Origin of the sequence: Mucilaginibacter sp. cycad4, from assembly GCF_034263275.1 — a bacterium.
GTDB lineage: Bacteria > Bacteroidota > Bacteroidia > Sphingobacteriales > Sphingobacteriaceae > Mucilaginibacter.
This window is the reverse complement of sequence record NZ_CP139559.1, coordinates 6,991,674-7,009,249: the sequence shown is the minus strand read 5'-3', so window position 1 is coordinate 7,009,249 and position 17,576 is coordinate 6,991,674. Positions and strand designations below refer to the sequence as shown.

The 17,576-nt window shown below is 43.1% G+C and carries 19 protein-coding genes; 9 read left to right on the top strand and 10 right to left on the bottom strand.

Features of this window, described 5'->3' with window-relative positions; translation table 11 throughout:
- The first annotated feature begins 57 nt into the window (after positions 1-57).
- The 7 genes from SNE26_RS29045 (at position 58) to SNE26_RS29015 (ending at position 3,752) form a co-directional block, all read left to right on the top strand.
- Positions 58-996 (top strand): cation diffusion facilitator family transporter, encoded by a 939-nt coding sequence (locus SNE26_RS29045; protein ID WP_321557295.1) that lies wholly within the window; start codon positions 58-60, stop codon positions 994-996.
- A gap of 66 nt (positions 997-1,062) precedes the next feature.
- Positions 1,063-1,344: a hypothetical protein gene (locus tag SNE26_RS29040; RefSeq protein ID WP_321557294.1), complete on the top strand. Its 282-nt coding sequence runs from the start codon at positions 1,063-1,065 to the stop codon at positions 1,342-1,344.
- Between the two features lie 24 nt (positions 1,345-1,368).
- Positions 1,369-1,647, top strand: coding sequence for a hypothetical protein (locus SNE26_RS29035; RefSeq protein ID WP_321557293.1), 279 nt, complete (start codon positions 1,369-1,371; stop codon positions 1,645-1,647).
- Between the two features lie 35 nt (positions 1,648-1,682).
- Positions 1,683-2,090 (top strand): Dabb family protein, encoded by a 408-nt coding sequence (locus SNE26_RS29030; RefSeq protein WP_321557292.1) that lies wholly within the window; start codon positions 1,683-1,685, stop codon positions 2,088-2,090.
- Positions 2,083-2,364 (top strand): hypothetical protein, encoded by a 282-nt coding sequence (locus SNE26_RS29025; RefSeq protein ID WP_321557291.1) that lies wholly within the window; start codon positions 2,083-2,085, stop codon positions 2,362-2,364. The genes SNE26_RS29030 and SNE26_RS29025 overlap by 8 nt, the downstream gene beginning before the upstream one ends.
- A gap of 122 nt (positions 2,365-2,486) precedes the next feature.
- Positions 2,487-2,945: a hypothetical protein gene (locus SNE26_RS29020; protein WP_321557290.1), complete on the top strand. Its 459-nt coding sequence runs from the start codon at positions 2,487-2,489 to the stop codon at positions 2,943-2,945.
- 87 nt (positions 2,946-3,032) lie between these two features.
- Complete coding sequence (locus tag SNE26_RS29015; RefSeq protein ID WP_321557289.1) at positions 3,033-3,752, top strand: hypothetical protein; 720 nt, start codon at positions 3,033-3,035, stop codon at positions 3,750-3,752.
- A gap of 49 nt (positions 3,753-3,801) precedes the next feature.
- Here the strand turns inward: SNE26_RS29015 and SNE26_RS29010 are convergent, their stop codons facing one another.
- The 5 genes from SNE26_RS29010 to SNE26_RS28990 form a co-directional block, all read right to left on the bottom strand.
- Entirely contained in the window at positions 3,802-4,194 is a 393-nt protein-coding gene (locus SNE26_RS29010) for a type II toxin-antitoxin system HicB family antitoxin (RefSeq protein WP_321557288.1), read from the bottom strand.
- Positions 4,187-4,450, bottom strand: a complete 264-nt coding sequence (locus SNE26_RS29005) for a type II toxin-antitoxin system HicA family toxin (protein WP_321557287.1) — start codon at positions 4,448-4,450, stop codon at positions 4,187-4,189. The genes SNE26_RS29010 and SNE26_RS29005 overlap by 8 nt, the downstream gene beginning before the upstream one ends.
- A 166-nt stretch (positions 4,451-4,616) precedes the next feature.
- Complete coding sequence (locus SNE26_RS29000) at positions 4,617-5,123, bottom strand: DUF5606 domain-containing protein (RefSeq protein ID WP_321557286.1); 507 nt, start codon at positions 5,121-5,123, stop codon at positions 4,617-4,619.
- Positions 5,124-5,203: 80 nt separating this feature from the next.
- Positions 5,204-5,641, bottom strand: coding sequence for a peptidylprolyl isomerase (locus SNE26_RS28995; protein WP_112575798.1), 438 nt, complete (start codon positions 5,639-5,641; stop codon positions 5,204-5,206).
- 297 nt (positions 5,642-5,938) lie between these two features.
- Positions 5,939-6,250, bottom strand: coding sequence for a hypothetical protein (locus SNE26_RS28990; protein ID WP_321557285.1), 312 nt, complete (start codon positions 6,248-6,250; stop codon positions 5,939-5,941).
- Between the two features lie 279 nt (positions 6,251-6,529).
- On the opposite strand from SNE26_RS28990, the gene SNE26_RS28985 reads away from it, so the two are divergent.
- Positions 6,530-7,711, top strand: coding sequence for an asparagine synthetase B (locus tag SNE26_RS28985; RefSeq protein ID WP_321560062.1), 1,182 nt, complete (start codon positions 6,530-6,532; stop codon positions 7,709-7,711).
- A gap of 31 nt (positions 7,712-7,742) precedes the next feature.
- Here SNE26_RS28985 and SNE26_RS28980 read toward each other — a convergent pair whose 3' ends face one another.
- From SNE26_RS28980 to SNE26_RS28960, 5 genes are all read right to left on the bottom strand, one after another.
- Complete coding sequence (locus tag SNE26_RS28980; protein ID WP_321557284.1) at positions 7,743-9,281, bottom strand: serine hydrolase domain-containing protein; 1,539 nt, start codon at positions 9,279-9,281, stop codon at positions 7,743-7,745.
- 192 nt (positions 9,282-9,473) lie between these two features.
- Entirely contained in the window at positions 9,474-10,349 is an 876-nt protein-coding gene (gene sucD, locus SNE26_RS28975; protein ID WP_321557283.1) for a succinate--CoA ligase subunit alpha, read from the bottom strand.
- Between the two features lie 463 nt (positions 10,350-10,812).
- Positions 10,813-12,039 (bottom strand): C4-dicarboxylate transporter DctA, encoded by a 1,227-nt coding sequence (gene dctA / locus SNE26_RS28970; RefSeq protein WP_321557282.1) that lies wholly within the window; start codon positions 12,037-12,039, stop codon positions 10,813-10,815.
- Positions 12,040-12,170: 131 nt separating this feature from the next.
- Positions 12,171-12,950: a hypothetical protein gene (locus SNE26_RS28965; protein ID WP_321557281.1), complete on the bottom strand. Its 780-nt coding sequence runs from the start codon at positions 12,948-12,950 to the stop codon at positions 12,171-12,173.
- A 338-nt stretch (positions 12,951-13,288) separates the two neighbouring features.
- Positions 13,289-14,089 (bottom strand): hypothetical protein, encoded by an 801-nt coding sequence (locus SNE26_RS28960; protein ID WP_321557280.1) that lies wholly within the window; start codon positions 14,087-14,089, stop codon positions 13,289-13,291.
- Positions 14,090-14,511: 422 nt separating this feature from the next.
- Here SNE26_RS28960 and SNE26_RS28955 point away from each other — a divergent pair, with 422 nt between their 5' ends.
- Positions 14,512-17,454: a class I tRNA ligase family protein gene (locus SNE26_RS28955; protein ID WP_321557279.1), complete on the top strand. Its 2,943-nt coding sequence runs from the start codon at positions 14,512-14,514 to the stop codon at positions 17,452-17,454.
- Positions 17,455-17,576: the final 122 nt, after the last annotated feature.

The following is a 17,576-nucleotide window of genomic DNA, read 5'->3' as shown; positions in this document are numbered from 1 at the left end:
ACATGAATCCGCACATCTAAAATCTGCACATCTAAAATCTTTCCCTACCTTTGCTAAATGTCAGCAGGTCACGATCATTCGCACTCACATTCGCACGGGCATCATCACCATGACCATGCCCCTAAGCTTGATCATTTAAATTCGGCTTTTATTTGGGGAATTGTGCTTAACTCGGTGTTTGTGGTGGTTGAGGCTATTACAGGTTTTGTTACCCACTCTTTGTCCCTGTTAACCGACGCCGGCCATAACCTGAGCGATGTGGCCTCGCTTGCGCTGGCTTTGCTTGCCTTTAAGCTCACCAAAGTGAGCGCCAACAGTAAGTATACTTACGGCTATAAGCGGTCGACCATCATCGTATCTTTTTTTAACGCGGTAATATTATTTGCAGCCGTTGGTTTTATTATTTATGAGGCTATTACGCGCTTCATGAACCCCGAAACGGTATCGGGCGGTACCATGGCATGGGTTGCTTTTATAGGCATTGGCATTAACGCTTTTACGGCCTGGCTTTTTGTTAAAGATAAAGATACCGACCTCAATATTAAAGGCGCTTACCTGCACATGGCTGTTGATGCTATAGTATCCTTTGGAGTTGTGATATCAGGTATTATCATATACTTTACCAAACTGTACTGGATTGACAGCGCAGTGAGCCTTGTAATAGGTTTTGTGATATTACGCGGCACCTGGAGCCTGCTTACAGCCAGCCTGCGTTTGGAAATGGACGGCGTGCCTGCCGAAATGGACCTGGATAAGATCAAAGCCGAACTTAAAAAAGCCAAAGGCGTGGTTGATGTGCACCATATGCACGTTTGGGCACTCAGCACTACTGAAAATGCGCTCACTGCCCACCTGGTGATCAACCCCGATTCAATGGCCAATTTTGATAACATCAAGCATGATCTCCGTCACCGGTTGGAGCATCTGGATATCAGCCACAGCACTTTTGAACCCGAATTTTCGGAAGAAGAATGTAAGCAGCCGGAGTGCTTGTAGGTTACTTCTTCCTATTTCATAAAATCCCCCATTTTCTTATTTTTAAGGTAAAACAATTACCTGAAAATGTGCAAAGCCAAAACCTTAAAAGTACTTTCCGTTATCACCTTTCTTGAAATCATCGGGATGTTAATATGGCCAATTATATTGGGATGGGGCCAGCTTATGAGTTCTGCCGGGCTGCTGCTTTCTGTAATATTTATTTTTCCGCTTATTTACTATGTTGTTTTTATCATATTCCTGTCCCGCTATGCACAAAGAGAAGCGCAAGATCAGAACATCGGACTTGTGATATTTTTAAATGTGCTGCCTGTTATGGTGCTTCTTTATGTTTTGGATGTGTTTTGATATACTATAATAACTATCTGTGAAATGACTGCGACGAAGTTTACGAGATATTGGTTTGAGTTTGAATTTAGCCACAATATTCCGCCTGGATTAGGGTATGGATGTGGTATAACCGCATACAGTTATGACGATGCGCTTGGGATACTTAGCCGTGACGTATTTAAAGGCGGTATCCCTACTATAAAAAACCTAACCGAAAATATTGATGTTTCTACGCTTGACGCCGGGCATGTTTTACCAAATATCCTGCCGCCCACTTCGAGGGGAGTTTGGTTTCCATATGGATATAAAAATTTTAAATAATTCTTGCTACCTTGAAAGCGATTATTTAACCTGTCATGAAATCAACCCGAAGAAAATTCATAACCACTACAGCGGCACTGGCCGCAGGTACAGTTACTGCCTCGGCAATATCCCTGAAAGAACAAAAAGAAGAATGGCCGATAGTCCACCATGTATTTTTCTGGCTTAAAAACCCCAGCTCGGTAGAAGACCGGGATAAATTAGCAGCAGGCGTTAAAACCCTTGCCAAAATTGAAACCGTTCGTAAACTGCGCGTAGGCATTGTGGCCAGTACAGAAAAACGCGATGTAGTTGATAATTCATGGGCAGTGTCTGAACTGATGTTTTTCAGCGACCTGGCCGGGCAAGCCACGTATCAAACCCACCCTATCCACCTGGAGTTTATCAAAAACTGCAGCCACCTTTGGGAAAAGGTTATTGTTTATGATGCGATGGATGTGTAATTTCAAAAAACTATTTACCGCGAAACAAGTCCTTACCGACATTATTGCTCCGGAGGAAACGCCACTTTTAAAAAGAAGGCCAGCGCCCGGCGCAATAAAAGAAGCGTTGAATCATCCTAACGGTTGGGTGTATGAAATAGACGCCACCTTTGAGCATGATGCAAACGTGCCGTCGCAAGCTATTAAAGGTGCGTGGAAGGTGGATTCAAAAGGAATAATTGAAGGCGATTTTATTCCCAATCCTAATTATTTAGATCTAAAGCCAGGTATTTGAATTTCATCATGAAAACAAAATACTTAGTTTATTTCATAAACATTTTTTTGATACCGGGTGGGTGTAACTTTATTTTAAGCTGCTCCAATCCTAAACCTATTGCTTTACAACGGCTAAAAAGTATGAATAGGGCCAAGCTTGATAGTATTAAAGGCGAGGTATTAAGAAGTTATAGGGATACCATTAAAGTGGATAGCACAGAAATAGCAGATAATGGTGATACTATATCGGTAAAATTCAGGCATTACTGTAGTTATGATAATAAAATAAGCATACCACAGGAATATCTGGATATTTATGGAATCTCGAAATTTCAAACTCACGACTTTATATCGGAAGTAGAATTTAAGATCAATTCCAGAATAATTTATAAAGGTGTTATAAGTAAAAGTGATTTTAGCAGGACTATCACCGGCGAGCTAAAAAAATATGGTGTGCTCTATTACTCTCCCGATCTGAGTATATCGGGAAAACAACTATCCATAGATTATAATATAAGCATGCCTTTATCCGGAGAAGGTTGGGGGTATACCATTAGTATAGACTCAACCGGCAAAAAGCTTACTGGCGCGCTTGATTAAGATGCTTAACACATTCTTAACCAAATTTTCCAAACCAATCATTTATGTTTTAGTTAATTAATACAGTTAACCAAAACACTAAATGATATGAAAGTTAAACACCTGGCCATTTGCCTTGCTATTTGGGGCTTCACATTCCATTTAAGTACTACCGCCGATGCAAAAAACGGAGGCGCGCATCACAAATCAATTATTGCGGCCCCGGCCGTTGAAGGATGGTATTTCAGAGCTGTAAGTGGTTATCCTGCTGCCATTGCCTTTGAACCCGTAGTATTATTCAAAAACGGTGAGTACTTTGATGTTGGCGATGAGCCAATTGAAACGCTGGATGTTTCAGCCGCCAAAAGCAGCCGCCCCAAAGCCTGGGGAACCTGGAAAAAAACGGGCGCAACTTTTTATCTCACTAATAACGAAGGAAAAACGTATGACTATAAATTAGGCGCCGGCAATTGGTTTCCGGCCTATCCATATACAGGCAATATCAAGCTGAAAAAAGGATATGAAAAAGTGAGCGGTGGCGATTATGGCAACGGCACAAATGCCCTGGTCATCAAAAAGATCAATTTTATTGATGATACCCATTTTACCCAAGGATCAAACGGAGGCATCATGACACCTGCTGCCAGTGCCTGGAAAAAGACCGGGGGAAAAGGCGGCACCTATAAAATATACGGCAACACCATCGAATTGAATTACGGTAGTAAAGTGATCAAAAAATCATTCGCACTTGGTGCTTCGGGCTCACCTGCACACCCAACCAATACCATGATATTTATTGGGGGCGATGCTTATACTGACACTGAATAGGAGAAGAAGTTATCTAAAACAAAAAAGCCGATTACCCGGCTTTTTTGTTTTAGACCATCTCAATTATCTCTTTATCTCCTTCAGCAGATCTTTTGATTACCTGTTCCTTGCGTTGCAACGCAAAATGCATAGCCATTTTAACAAATTCATTTAAGGTGATATTATTAATAGCTGCAAATATTGATGCCTCTTTATGCAATACTGAAGGAACACGGACATTAAATGTACCTTTATATGTTTTGTCTGGTGATTTACCAATAGTGCTACAGGTATCGATATAGTCTTCAACAGCCTCTTCAAATGCAGCTTTAAGTTCTTTTACAGATGTGCCTTCAAAGTTAACCAAATCATTGATACCTAAAATTTTACCATGAAACACCTCGTCATCGGCACTAAAATGTACCGATGCGTAGTAGCTTTTATACTGTATGATATCATTCATCTTTTAAATGCCCTTTCACCTTTAAATGTTCAATAATTTCCTTTATTGCGTAGCCCTTTACGATGTTGGCGGGGTGAGGTTTATGAAGCGTTATAATATTCTTGTTTTCGTCAACAAATCTTCTTCTTGATCCTCCGGTTTTCCCACCCTTTAACTCTTCGTACCCAAAAGAATTTAATACTTTGACCAATTCATCCCATGTAAAATCTTTAGGGACAGATAATAGACGAATGATTAGTTTTTCGTGTCTTGACATTGTCTTTTGATAATGCTTTTTTATTTATCATAATAATCCCCTTTCTACATATCTATAGGTAATTCCTTCAACAGTTGAAGTAAAATATAAAGTTAATAATAACGCCGCTTTTTTGCAACTAATTTTTAGTTGCAAAAAAGCGGCGTTATTTCACAAAAAAAGCCGATTATTCGGCTTTTTTTGTGGCTTTTTTAGCTTTTGCTTTTGGGGCAGCAGGTTCGGCTTCCGGTTCAGCACTTACTGCTTCGGCAACCGGCTCTTCTGCAACCGGGGCAGGTGCCTGGGTTGGATCGGCCTCTTCAAAAATCGGAAGCGGCTTTAATATCTGGAACCAGGCTATTACCTTTTTAATATCCGATGAGTAAACCTTTTCTTCATCATGATCTGGTGCTACTTCGTAAAAGAAGGTGCGTAATGCTTTGCCGTCGGCTTTAACATCAGGTATGTTTGATGCCGATTTCATACGCTCAAGCACATCAGTTAACCTGATATCATCCTCAACACCAAAAATGGTGATCTCACTTAAAGCAGCTAATTTGGCTGTAGAAAGGTTGGCTATCAGCTTTGTTTTCTGTGCATCTAAACTTTCCAGCACGTAGCCGGTTTTGTTTTGTGCCAAAGCTTTCCATAAACCCGGTTTTCCTGATACTGATACAATTCCCTGTAAATTCATATATTTTTTGTTGGTCGGATTGATGAAGCGGATGACTTACCATAATAACAGGCAAATCATCCGCCCTATCAACTATTCACTTAATCCTCTATAACTTCGATAGTTAAAATCTTGTCTCCCTGGCGAATAGCGTCAACTACCTCAACATTTTCAATCACTTTACCAAAAACGGTGTGGTTACGGTCAAGATGAGCAGTGTTGTCGCGGCTGTGACAAATGAAAAACTGCGAACCGCCTGTGTTGCGGCCTGCATGAGCCATTGAAAGCACACCACGGTCATGGTATTGATTGTTGCCGGTAAGCTCGCAATCAATTTTGTAGCCTGGGCCACCTGCACCGGTACCGGTTGGGTCGCCGCCCTGAATCACAAAATTAGGGATAACACGGTGAAAGATCACGTTATCATAAAAGTTTGATTTTGCTAATTTTTTAAAGTTAGCAACGGTATTAGGGGCATCCTGATCGTAAAATTCTACGGTCATGTCGCCTTTTTCGGTTTTGATTATTGCTTTGCTCATGTTTTTGTTTTTTAGAAAACAGTTGGCAAAGGTAATAAAATTGAGGATTAAAGAAAAAGGTAAAAACTGAAAGGTAAAAGGCGAAAAGAGGTGCAACAACATTGACTACCACGGTGTAAATGTCATGGTAAGCGTTTTCTCTTTAGGCGAGTAACTGATCTCGCCTTTCCTTTTTGAATCAAACATTTTGATCTCCGAAATTGGCTTTTTATAATCTTTGCCAAGTTCGGCTAATTGGGCAAAAAACCAATCGAGCCCCTCCGGGTCGCTCAGCGTATTGGCAAACCAGGCCAGTTTTTACAGTTCTATCAGGTTTACCTTTTCATCAGGTTTGAAAACATAAGTCCACTTTACTATCATAAGTTCATCAGGCTTGCCAATTAGCTGGGCCTGGCTTCCGTTGGCATCAACAGCAACAAAATTGGGCAGCAGGCTGATATCTGTGTCTTGTTTAAAAACAAGGTCTTTATCAGCTTCTGTGAGCTTTTTTATTAGCACATCGCGGTTAAGCCGCATTCCTGCATTGCTACTTTGAGCATGCACAGGCAAACAGGATATTAACACAACAACGGCAAGGAAGATATTTTTAATAATAACAGATAAGCTCATTTAAGGCAAGGATTTTAACAGCACCATAAAACTAAAACAACCCGCCCGATACCAGAAGCCCCGATGTGTTAAAATTGGTTAAAATACATTAGCCGTTTATTCGTTACATTTGATAACCCGGCAGTAAACAAATCATCAAGGATCGTGAATAACCAATCAGGCAACAAACACTTTTCACCTCTTACCTTTCGTCTTTTACTTATAAAGCTAAAGTTCCTTTTACCCTTCGCCTTTTACCTTTTACCTTTTACCTCAAGGGCCGCTTCTATATTAATCCCTATGGATGATGAGCAGAAAGACCATCTCAAATCATACGGAATAGCTTTTTGGGTGCTCAAAAACGGCGAAGAAGTTGATTGGCTGCTTAACTATCGTGGTGGCAGCTTCATGATGAAGTACGGGCAAAAAGTTGAGGAAGAATGCAAGATCCGCGGGGTGAGCTACGAAGTTATTGCCGACGCCAAAGCAAACGAAATTATTACCGAAGTAAGCGATCCATCAGTAAATATGGACCTGGTTAAACTGGAGAAAGCCCCACGGATGGCGGTTTATTCGCCAAAAAACAAACTGCCCTGGGATGATGCCGTTACGCTGGTTTTGAAATACGCCGAAATTCCGTACGACGTAGTTTACGACGAAGAGGTGATCCACGGCGAACTGCCTAAGTATGATTGGCTGCACCTGCACCATGAGGATTTTACGGGGCAGTACAGTAAGTTTTACGGAGCCTTCCGTTATGCGCAATGGTATACTGATGATATCAAGATCCAGGAGGCTATGACCCATAAGCTGGGCTTCAGCAAGGTATCAAAAATGAAACTGGCCGTAGCCCAAAACATCCGCGATTTTTGTGCCGGCGGTGGCTTCCTGTTTGCCATGTGCTCAGGTACCGATACCTTTGATATCGCCCTATCCGCTGCAAATACCGATATCTGCGAGCGCATGTTCGACGGTGATGCCGCCGACCAGGACGCGCAATCCAAACTCGACTTTAGCCAGACTTTCGCTTTCCAGAATTTTACACTGGACATGAACCCCATTTCGCACTCTTTCAGCAATATCGATGTTACCACAACCCGCCAGGTTGACCGTACCCGTGATTTCTTTACGCTGTTTGATTTCTCGGCCAAATGGGATGTAGTGCCCAGTATGCTTACGCAGGATCATGATAAGGTGATTAAAGGATTTATGGGCTTAACTACGGCCTATAACAAAAGCATGCTCAAACCCGGCGTTACCATCATGGGCGAAATGAAAACCGGCAACGAAGCCCGCTATATTCACGGTGAATATGGCAAAGGTCAATGGACATTTTACGGCGGCCATGATCCTGAAGATTACCAGCATGCTGTAAATGACCCACCGACGGATTTAAAGCTCCATCCCAATTCACCCGGCTACAGGCTGATATTGAACAATGTACTTTTCCCGGCAGCTAAAAAGAAAAAACAGAAAACCTGATTTTAATTCACTCACATTTCGAAGGATAATCTTATTGTGCTACATCAAAATGAAACTCCTGCACCAACGGCGGGTTTTCAGGTGTAAGGGTAAAACTCACCCTGATGTTGCCATTTTCGCATTTGATAATAAAATATCCGCGTAACTGGTTTTCGGCAACTACATTGCCCGTGCTTATTATTTTACCTTTTTTGGCGAAGGTTTCGGCGGCGGTAGCTTTCAGTTTATCCGGGAAATAATCCATGAAAAAATTATCAGCAAAAATGCCGCTTTCCTTAGCTTTGCTCCAGTCAGCTATAACCTTAAGCAGGTCGTTTTTACGTTGCTCCAATATGGCAGAAGCCGGAAGCTGCCTTGGTTTTATGCCCGAAAGCGCGAGTAAGGTATCCAGCGCCTGGGTATTAGGGTAACCTGCGCGGGCATAGGTAAGGTTAGCGAATGATACTATTCCTATCCCATACTCCGGCAAAATGTTCCATTGGCTACCAAAACCAGGCAAGCCACCGGTGTGGCCAATGTATACCCGGTTATCACAATCCTTAGCCCAGCGCAACCCATAAGCATAGGCACTTACATTGGGACAAGGCCTGCCGGTAGTGGTTTTGGCATTCACGGTTAAATAATTCACATCCCATGGATATTGCATTTCGCGGATAGAGCTGCGCTTTACCGGCAGGGTTTCGGCATCGTTGCGGGGTGGCCAAGCATCCATATGTATGGCCATGTATTTGCTAAAGTCCTCAATGGTTGTGATGAGGCCGCCCATAGCTCCGTACGCGCCATCATGCAGCAAAGGTTGCTCAATCCACCGGCCGTCAAGCCAGCGGTAACCATGGGCCAGTTTGTTTTCGGGCACTTTAGTATATTCCCAGTAGGTATGGCTCATACCCAAAGGCTTCAGGATATTATCCGCAATGTATTGTTCATATGTTTTACCCGATACTTTTTTGATGATATATCCCAGTGTAGCAAAACCAAGATTACTGTACTCATAGCCCTGCCCCGGATTATTGGAAAAGGATATGCCTTTTTTATATAGCGCCAGCAGTTCGTTGTCAGTTACGGCAAGCTGTCTGTCTCCCCAGGGGTTATCTTCGGGGTATCCTGCCGTATGGGTAAGCAGATGCTTTATGGTAACCGGAATGGCATCCCTGGTCAAATATTTCAATCCCTTCATTTCAGGGATGTACAGGTAAGCCGGATCATCCAGTTTAAGTTTGCCTTCATCCCTGAGTTTGAGGATAGCCATAGCGGTGAGGCTTTTGGTCATGGAAGCGATCCTGAAATCGGAGGTGGAATCCGCTTTTATCTTAGCGTCGATATCGGTATACCCCAAGCCCCCCGTATGCACCAGCTTACCATCAACCACAATGCCATAAACCAGCGCAGGCCAGTGATTGTCTTCAGCGTACTTCTTATACAATTGATCAATGACCGGAAAGGTAGCCTGGATCTTTTTCAACCTTTCGGGATCGGTGAAGGTTGCAGGTTTGTAGGGTTGGGCAGAGGCTATAAAGCCTATTGCAACTAACAGGATGGTATTAGCAAGCTTAGGTAAATTGTTGACCATATACATAGGTACGAAAAAATTGCCTGAACCTGAATTTGCAGGACCAAAGAATCTACAGATTTATCCTACCTGCTATTCAATTTACGCTTGTTTGTAATGAGCCCAAAAGTTTTTCCAAAACAAAAAATCCCGGCCAATCATAACCGGGATTTTAATATATTTTCTTGCCTCCCCCTTTAGGGGGCCGGGGGGCTATAACTTAGCCAATTCTTCTGCCATGGCAGCACCAATTTCGGCTGGTGATTCAACCACGCGGATGCCGCATTCGGTCATGATCTTCATTTTAGCAGCAGCAGTATCGTCAGCACCGCCAACAATAGCACCAGCGTGGCCCATACGGCGGCCCGGAGGCGCTGTTTGGCCAGCAATGAAACCGACAACCGGTTTAGTACCGTTTGCTTTGATCCAGCGGGCAGCATCAGCTTCCATGTTTCCGCCAATTTCACCAATCATGATAATGCCATGAGTTTCCGGATCGTTCATTAATAATTCAACAGCTTCTTTGGTTGGCGTACCAATAATCGGGTCGCCGCCAATACCGATAGCAGTAGTGATACCCAAACCGGCTTTAACCACCTGGTCAACCGCTTCATAAGTTAAAGTACCAGATTTTGAAACCACGCCAACATTACCTTTTTTGAAGATAAAGCCAGGCATGATACCAATTTTGCTCTCATCAGCAGTGATGATGCCAGGGCAGTTAGGACCAATCAGGCGTGCATCCTTATCGGTAAGATATTCTTTAACCGCAATCATATCCTTTGTAGGGATACCTTCAGTAATACAAACAATAACCTTAATGCCGGCTTCGGCAGCTTCCATAATGGCATCCGCACCAAAAGCAGGAGGTACAAATATGATCGATACATCGGCACCGGTTGCAACAACGGCATCTTTAACCGTGTTAAAAACCGGCCTGTCTAAATGGGTTTGACCGCCTTTACCCGGTGTAACACCACCAACTAACTGAGTGCCATAAGCAATCATTTGCTCAGCGTGGTATGAACCCTCTTTACCGGTGAAACCTTGTACAATAACTTTTGAATCTTTATTTACGAGTACACTCATTGGTTTTTTCGTTTTAGTACGGCAAAGCTAAAGTTTTTGCCCGAATGTCAAACCCTATTGTAATCTAAATTTATATGTTAACATAAAAGTGACTTTAGAGGTGATTGAGGAGGTAGCAGGTTGCAGGAATAAGCGCTGTTAAATAGTTCCTGACATGGCCGGCAAAGATGATATTGTAAGGTACCTGCTTAAGATTTCTTTTACGACTTAGTGCCTTTGCGGGGGCTAAATCATCTTCGATATTGATCCGGGCGTTGCCTTCGGCCCAGGCTATCCGCTCATACGCCTGCGGGCATTACGCTCATTGGCCGGTATCCGCTACTATCCTTAACGCTGTCTGAACCAGGATTTATGAGATTTGCCGGATTTTGAGATTGAACAGGAAGGGAAATCCCGAAAATCAAAAAAATCCGTCAAATCCCGGTTCAGACAAAATCCGAAATTGAAAATCCGAAATCCGAAATCATTCCCTTGGGGCAAACTCTCCCTCACTCTTCGCAATCACAATCGTGGCCACGCCATTGCCAATTACATTGGTAATAGCCCGTGCTTCCGACATAAACCTGTCAACTCCTATCAATATCGCCAAACCCTCAACCGGGATTATTTTAATGGCAGTAAGCGTACTGGTAAGCACAATAAAACCGCTCCCCGTTACGCCTGCAGCTCCTTTGGAGGTGATCATCAGGATGCCGATAATAGTGAGCTCCTGCCCCAGCGAAAGCGGGATATTAAACACCTGCGCCAAAAATATCACGCACATGGAAAGGTAAATGGTAGTGCCATCCAAATTAAAAGAATAACCTGTAGGGATCACCAGCCCTACTACCGATTTGGAACAGCCAAATTTTTCCAACTTCTCCATCATGGCCGGCAAAGCCGATTCGGACGAGGATGTCCCCAGCACGATCAGGACCTCCTGCCTGATATACTTCAGGTACTCCCAAAGACTGAATTTAAACAGCCTGCAAATAATATTCAATACCACAAATATGAACAGGAACATGGTCAGATAAACCGATCCCATCAACAGGGCCAGCGGCTTCAATGTTTGGATGCCATATTTGCTCACCGTAAAAGCCATCCCTGCAAAGGCCCCTATCGGCGCCACCTTCATCACTATCTTCATGATATTAAAAAACACTTTCGAAAGCTTATCAAATAGCTGGATAACCGCTTCGCCGTTTTTACCCATCCTGCTTAACCCGAAGCCAAACAGTATCGCAAAAAACAGGATCTGCAAAATATCCCCCTTGGCAAAAGCCTCAAACATGTTTGAGGGAACAATATGGGCAATAAAATCGCCCCAGTGCATTTCGGCGGCAGCTTTTTCGTACACGGCTAATTTGCCGGTATCCATTTTTGCTGCATGGTTTTCAAAGCCGGCGCCGGGTTTAATAATATTGGCTACGGTAACGCCGATGATAAGTGCAAAGGTGGTTACGATCTCGAAATATAACAAAGCTTTACCACCTACCCTGCCCACTTTTTTCATATCGCTCATGCCGGCAATACCCAGTACAATGGTTAAAAATATGATAGGAGCAATGAGCATGGTTATGAGACTGATGAATGTTTTGCTGATGAGTTCGGCAGTTGGGGCAAATCCTTTGACGTATAAGCCGGCCACTACCCCAAGGGCAATGGCAATAAGTACCTGGAAAGTTAGGTTTGATAAGAGGCGTTTCATAATTCCCCCCGGCCCCCTAAAGGGGGAGCAACAGGTTGGGACGGCAATATAATAAGTTATTGTTTCAGGCACAAAAAAGCCCCGTACCGGAAACCGGCACAGGGCATAATTGATTGATTGAAAGATCGTGATTATGCAGGTGTTGATTTACCGGTCAGTAAATCAATTAAGAAAATTTTATTAAGGAAAGTTAACTTAGCCTTGTGGTTGCCCAAAAAAACAATGGTGCCGCTATAATCCCAGCCCCCGCCGTTTGTTTTTCCTTCCGAACGGAAAGTAGCTGTACCGCTGCTGATATCAAAGTTATCATTGCCGTGTACATAAAGGTTAGTGAACACGTAAGTATTGTGCACCCTGCTAAAGGTTTTGTATTTAGTATACTCGTTATCAACATAGGCTTTCATTGGGCCATCAAGCGAGAAGTTTGAGTTATTGGTGTTAAGGCCCCTAACTTTATATTTCTGCACAATATTATAAACGAATGAATAACCCGGGCCGCTGCCTACCGTGTTTAGTGAATCAACCGAATCGTAACCAACAGTTTTGTTTCCGTCGCAAATAAAATAATATTTGGTACCGCCTGTTTTGGTAGCTTTTAAAGTATCGCCCTGGTTAAATACACGGTTCAGGCTGGTATCAATATAAAAACCACAACTATAAGTACTCTGTACTTTAAGCTTCGATGTTGAAGCATTGGTTGAGGGGGTAACACCGTCGTTAAGGCTGGCCCCTCCAAATGAACCGGCTAATGATTTTGCAAGGTTATCTGCAATTGCCGAGCTGGCTACATTATCGCTTGCTTTTACAGTTGACGGATCGGATTTTACATTGATTCCTGTTTTTGTACAGGCCGAATAAAGAACAGCCACACCTGCTAATAAAGGTAATATACTGCGTAGTTTTAGTTTCATAAACGTGATATCAGATAAAGTTTAGATCTCTTTGCCTCATTGGGCAACAAGCATACCACAGGCAAAATAATTCGCCAAAAAATGCCGTGATCTCTGCTTTAAGGCTCATTTTCCATGTTTTTAATAAAGCACTTTCGGTTTAATAATGCCGATAACCATGCAAAACAAAAAATACCCATCACTGGCTTTCCCCGTTTCGAGGAACGGACATGTAGAAAATATTCCCCATTTTCATCAAATAGGCAGATTATAAAAACCATGCCGTATTTAAAAATGCAACATAAAAAAGCCCTGCATCCGGTTAAGGAGCAGGGCTCTTCATATATTTTAAAACCGGGTTAGTTAACTTCACCGGTCATCAGATCGGCAGTATAAACAGTACCGTCGATAGTGATCTTAGCTTTATGACCGCCCAAAAACGTTATCGTCCCTTTATAGTTCCAGGTATTTTTTCCTATATTTCCTTTACTCGAAAAGGCAGCACTTCCGCTTAAAATAAAATCAGGGTCTTTTGTAGGATCAACAACAATTGATTTAAAATTGTAGTTAAACGTGCCTTCAACATTTGGCTGGTCTGTTGTAGGCTTGGTATAGTTAACCCTGGCATAATAATTCACGGGGCCATCAAAAGAGTATTGCGCGTGTTCAACGCCCGGATTAAGGCTTCTAAGTATCAGGTTTTCACCCATTCTTAAAACCATTGTAAAATCGCTGCCTGCCATAGTCATATTTAAACTATCGTTAGCGGTAACACCCGAAGGTACTCCGTTAGTGCAGGTAAGCTCATATTTTACCTTAGCCCAGATATCAATTTTTGAAGTATCGCTTTGATCCAGGTTAAATGTTATCGTGGTATCCATTTTAGCGCCGCACTGTGGCTGAGGGTCAACAGACTGTACTTTGATCTTACCTTTTTTGTTCAGGGAAAGATCGGTTGGCATACTTAACCCGCTCTTAAAATCAAACCCGCCGTTTTCGGGGTTAAAAATACCGACAAGGCTTTGCGCTATCTGCACACTCGCTTCTTTTTTACTTACTGTACTTTGATTGGTAGGCGCCATATTAAGCTTATGGCACGAGGTGTAAACGGCAGTAATGCCGGCAAGCAGCAATACTATAATTTTGTACTTGTGTTTCATGTTTAGGATTTTAATTCCGCACAAATTTAACTTATTATCAATCAATTAAAGAAATTTTGAAAATATTTAGGAACAGAAGGTTATAATGTAGTTTATGCCTATTTGTATGGTGGGTACTGGCAAAAAGTTAGCCAATTGCCTTGTCTTGGCATTCGGCCTCAGAGAGGCCTCGTGTTTATAGAAAAAAATTAAAGAAATATGGACTCCAGCGGAGTCTCGTAATCGTAAAAATGCTTTCCGCCGCTGTTTAGTTCACATTTAGGTTTTGTGGGTTAACTAAAATCTCTGAAAGACCCTGATGGGACAAACGCCAAAACAAATCCTTTAAAAAGATTGCCATTAAGCCTCAACTAATCCATTAATAACTACTAAACTAATAGGGAAATGCTTAATTTCGCAACCTCATACGCGTAAAACATCAAATGGACTACCAATTTAAAGAGATAGAGCAAAAGTGGCAGCAGTTTTGGGCACAAAACCAAACTTTCAAAGCCGAAGACAAAAGCAGTAAACCCAAATATTATGTGCTGGATATGTTTCCTTACCCATCAGGAGCTGGTCTGCATGTTGGGCACCCGCTGGGCTATATCGCTTCTGATATTTTTGCACGTTACAAACGTTTAAAAGGTTTTAACGTATTGCACCCTATGGGTTACGACAGCTTTGGCTTACCGGCCGAACAGTACGCCATACAAACCGGCCAGCACCCTGCTATAACTACCGAAGATAATATTGCAACCTATCGCCGCCAGCTTGACCAGATCGGTTTTTCGTTCGACTGGAGCCGCGAGGTGCGTACCAGCTCGCCCGATTATTATAAATGGACCCAGTGGATCTTTATGCAGCTGTTTAACAGCTGGTATAATAAGGATGCCGACAAGGCCCAGTCAATTGATAAGCTTGTTGCCCATTTTGAAGCCAAAGGCTCGGCAGGCATCAATGCTGTTTGCGATGAGGAAATATTAAGTTTTACTGCTGATGAATGGAAAGCTTTAAGCAACCAGGAACAGCAGGCCGAACTGTTAAAATACCGCCTTACCTACCTGCGCGAAAGTACCGTAAACTGGTGCCCCGCTCTTGGTACTGTATTGGCAAACGACGAGGTAAAAGACGGCTTTAGCGAACGCGGCGGTTACCCCGTTGAACAAAAAAAGATGACCCAGTGGAGCATGCGCATTACAGCCTATGCCGAAAGGTTGTTGCAAGGCCTTGATACTATCGACTGGCCCGAGCCTTTGAAAGAAATGCAAAGGAACTGGATTGGTAAAAGTACAGGAGCTTCTGTGAAGTTCCCGATAGATAAATCGGGGCACAACGCCGCTTTGGATACCGAATTTATTGAAGTTTTCACCACCCGTGTTGATACCATTTTCGGTGTTACCTTTTTAGTGATTGCACCAGAGCATGAGCTGGTGGCTTCGCTTACTACACCAGAGCAAAAAGCCGATATTGAGGCTTATATCGCCCAAACCAAAAAGAAATCGGAACTGGACAGGATGGCTGATGCTAAAACTGTATCCGGCGCTTTCACCGGCAGCTATGTGCTTAACCCGCTGAACGGTCAGCAGATCCCAATCTGGATTGCAGACTATGTATTGGCCGGTTACGGAACCGGAGCGGTTATGGCCGTACCATCGGGCGATCAGCGCGATTTCCTGTTTGCAAAACATTTTAATTTGCCGATAGTGCAGATCCTCGATATTCAAAACATCGAAACCGAGGCCGATCCAACTAAAGAAGGTACCTATATCAATTCCGACTTTATTAATGGTTTAGCTTACAAAGAAGCAACCGCTGCTGTGGTTGCCAAACTGGAAGAGATCAACGCCGGAAAAGCCAAAGTTAACTTCAGGATGCGTGATGCCATTTTCGGCCGTCAGCGTTACTGGGGCGAACCGGTGCCGGTTTACTTTAAAGATGGTTTGCCTCATCTGATTAATGAAAGCCACCTGCCGTTGTTATTGCCGGAAGTAGATAAATATCTACCGACTGAAACCGGCGAACCACCATTGGGCCGTGCTACCAATTGGCGCCATCCGGAGGGCGAATACGAACTTTCGACCATGCCGGGCTGGGCTGGTTCAAGCTGGTACTGGTACCGCTATATGGATGCCCAAAATGATAAAGAATTTGCATCGCGCGAGGCCATTGAGTACTGGAAAGATGTTGATTTGTACATCGGCGGCAGCGAACATGCTACCGGTCACCTGTTGTACAGTCGTTTCTGGAATAAATTTCTGAAGGATCTTGACCTTGTTGTTGAAGAAGAGCCATTCAAAAAGCTGATTAACCAGGGCATGATCCAGGGAATATCTCAAAAAATTCATGTTTCGCAATCTGCGTCAAACATTTATTTCATGCCAGGCAATCATAAGCAATTTGCTTTTGGAGAAAAAACGGTCAAGCTATTGATAAGTGACGATGTAAAAAATGACTTCGATAAATATGCAAATATAACTGAGGTTACATCCGACTATTCCACATATTCAATAAATGTAGACGTAAATCTTGTTGACTTTAAGAACAATCAATTGGACATTGAGCGATTTAAAACTTGGCGCCCTGAATTCAAAGATGCTATATACTGGTGTTCCGCTGGATGGTATCATGAAGGTAAACTCTACCCTTTTGAAGACAAAAATCAAGAAATCAAGTTTTTCACCAAGGCAGAAGTTGAAAAAATGTCAAAATCGAAGTTCAATGTTGTAAATCCAGACGACATTGTTACCCGCTTCGGTGCCGATACCCTGCGTATGTACGAAATGTTCTTAGGTCCGCTGGAGCAGAGCAAACCATGGAATACCAATGGTATTGAGGGTGTGTTCAAGTTTCTGCGCAAGTTCTGGAGGCTATTCCACAATGATGCCTGGGAATTTGGCGTTAGCAATGCCGCACCGTCAAAAGCCGAATTGAAATCGCTGCACAAGATCATTAAAAAGGTGGAGGAAGATATTGAGCGCTTCTCGTTCAATACATCAGTTTCCAGCTTTATGATCGCCGTGAATGAACTAACTGACTTGAAATGTAACAACCGCGCTATTTTGCAGGATATGGCGATCATCCTGTCATCATATGCGCCGCATATCTGCGAGGAGCTTTGGTCGTTATTGGGTAATGCAGAGGGTACACTATCATATGCACCATTCCCTAAGTTTAACAGCGAATATTTGATTGAAGATGAGTTTGCTTACCCGATCTCCATCAACGGTAAAATGAAAATGAATTTAAGCCTTTCGTTAAGCCTTGATGTAAAAGAAATAGAGGCCGCCGTTTTAGCCAGCCCCGACGTACAAAAATACCTCGACGGCAAAGCACCTAAAAAGGTGATTGTGGTAAAAGGCCGAATTGTGAATATGGTGGTTTAGTCGCCCCTCCGCCCCCTAAAGGGGGGCTTTTTATTTCCTTCCGTCGTCCCGAACTTGTTTCGGGATCCCATAGGACCAGTCACAGATTGCTAAGCAAAAGGACACTTAGCGCGTGGGGTGCT